Below are 2,136 nucleotides of genomic sequence, written 5' to 3' on the forward strand. Positions count from 1 at the left end.
GTGACCAGGGCTTTTCTTTACTGTATATATAGGAAGATCGGCAGAATCACGCGGTTCGGGTCGGTGAGTGTCAGTTAGTTTCAGTTGCTTCTCACGAAAAGAATGGCCCGGAAATGGCCCGAGCTTGGATCAAGCCGACCCGCACGCACGGCTCGCACGCTTCCCTGCTTCAAGGGTCTACGGGTGTTTCGCGCGCCGCCCAATTACCACCAACTAAGTGCCCCACGGATAGTATCCATTTAGGCATAGCTTTCGATCAAAGGAGTTGAATGTACCCTTCGGTTGAAACAAGCGTTGGCGACATTTTCGGCGCCCCGTGGAACATCTCCGATGCGCACGTGGTTCCAGCTTCAGAAGATGTGGTCTTGAAGAACGGCGGCAAGAGGGTAACCGCCACATATCTTTACGCCGATCTAGCTGATTCAAGCAAGCTGGCGCAGACACTCTTGCCTGAAACCACCGCAAAGATCATCCGGTCTTATGTCAATACGGCCGCCCGCATCCTTCGCCACTGCGGCGGAGAGATTCGGAGCTACGATGGCGATCGGGTCATGGCCATTTTTGTCGGTGAGAAGAAGAATCACAATGCAGTGAGAGCTGCACTAGGAGTCGAATGGGCAGTAGCCGAAGTAATCCGCCCGGCGATCAAATCGACGTGGTGAGACGGGGAGAATTTCTACAGAATCAATCATGCGGTAGGCATCGACACCGGAGAAGCACTGATCGTTCGCGGTGGTGTAAGAAATCACAATGATCTCATCTCAATAGGAGAAGCGCCGAACGTTGCTGCCAAACTCAGCGAGATTCGTAGTGGCCAGTCCACCTTCATCACTGACCGTGTAAGAGATGAACTGGATGAACAACTTCTCTACTACGACGGCAATAAGCGGATCTGGGATCGGGTCTACGGCATAAGCGTGGGCGGAAAATCACAAAGTGTTCATGGCACGACAGTCCAATGGGCTATCTAACAAGCTCTCAAGGCTCAGACCAGCACTTCTCTTGCGAACACCGGCAACTCATGGATTTTCTATTCAGTCGCAATATTCAGGAGGCAAGATGTCTACGAGGATGGACGAGTTCGAAGCAAAACTGAAGGACATACTCAACACCCCTTGGGATGCGCAGGATGCCCGCGTAGTGCCAAGGACTCAAGACGTAAAGCAGAAAGACGGGGCCAAACGCGTTGAGGCTACCTACCTGTACGCGGATCTTGCAGACTCCACGCTATTAGCTAAGAAGTTCAAAGTGGAATTCGCAGCACGGGTTGTTCGTTCATACCTCCGTATTGCTGTCGATTGTATGCGCGCCAAAGGGGGCCATATCAGGAGTTTCGACGGCGATCGAGTAATGGGGATATTCATCGGTGACAGACGCCGCAACGACGCAGTAGAAGCTGCACTCAATATCCAGTGGGTTGTCGATAAATCGCTCAATCCATTAATCAAAGCACGACTCGACAAACAGTCCTTGTCTTGGCATGTCAGTCAACGATGCGGCATTGACGATGGAAATACGTTTATCGTTCGAGGTGGGGCGAGAGACAACAGCGATCTCGTCTCGATCGGATCTGCCCCGAATATCGCCGCTAGACTCAGTAGCGTTCGCGGCGAGTCCGGCCATGTCACAATCACTTCACGCGTCTACAATTTTCTGCTTGATCGCAACAAGACCGCCAAGAACGGCGAGTCCATGTGGAAGAAGCGCGATGAGAGCGCAGTCGGTCCGCACATAGTCACTACCTACAGTTCAGGCTGGAGGAGAACCCCATGACAAACCTCGACGGGGTAGATACCGCTTGGCGCATCCATCAAGCACAGACTGATTGGACGGGCTTGGTAGACGTCAAGGCATCGTTCATCTTCGCTATAGCGTCGGCGTCCATGGCCACGACGGTCGCATTGTCAGCGACCGGGAGGGTGTTCCATGACATCGCACCCACTTGGTTGAAGACTGGGTACTAGCTCGGCCTCGCCTGTCTCCTGAGCGGCGTTCTATTGGCATCCCTTGTGGTTGTGCCACGCCTCCGCCACTCGACCGACCTGAAGAGAGAGTCGAAGAGCAATTTCATCTACTTCGGTCACTTGAGGCATTGGGGGCTCTTCGCAGTTGAGGGGGTAGGTGGGGCTGGCGTGT

General features: G+C 53.5%; 2 protein-coding genes and 1 pseudogene. All 3 read left to right on the forward strand.

Translation table 11 applies throughout. From position 1 onward, the window contains the following. The first annotated feature begins 269 nt into the window (after positions 1 to 269). Positions 270 to 662 carry a hypothetical protein gene (locus tag EG850_RS13470; protein WP_214609568.1) on the forward strand — a complete coding sequence of 131 codons (393 nt, stop codon included), beginning with the start codon at positions 270 to 272 and terminating at the stop codon, positions 660 to 662. Between the two features lie 409 nt (positions 663 to 1,071). Continuing rightward, positions 1,072 to 1,773 (forward strand): adenylate/guanylate cyclase domain-containing protein, encoded by a 702-nt coding sequence (locus EG850_RS13160; RefSeq protein WP_185715086.1) that lies wholly within the window; start codon positions 1,072 to 1,074, stop codon positions 1,771 to 1,773. 203 nt (positions 1,774 to 1,976) lie between these two features. Beyond that, positions 1,977 to 2,136, forward strand: a pseudogene (locus tag EG850_RS13785) (hypothetical protein); the annotation flags it as partial.

Origin of the sequence: Gulosibacter macacae, from assembly GCF_003865375.1 — a bacterium.
GTDB lineage: Bacteria > Actinomycetota > Actinomycetes > Actinomycetales > Microbacteriaceae > Gulosibacter > Gulosibacter macacae.

Coding starts and splice junctions, on each gene's coding strand:
- EG850_RS13470 (WP_214609568.1), top strand. CDS start 270: ATGTACCCTTCGGTTGAAACAAGCGTTGGCGACATTTTCGGCGCCCCG.
- EG850_RS13160 (WP_185715086.1), top strand. CDS start 1,072: ATGGACGAGTTCGAAGCAAAACTGAAGGACATACTCAACACCCCTTGG.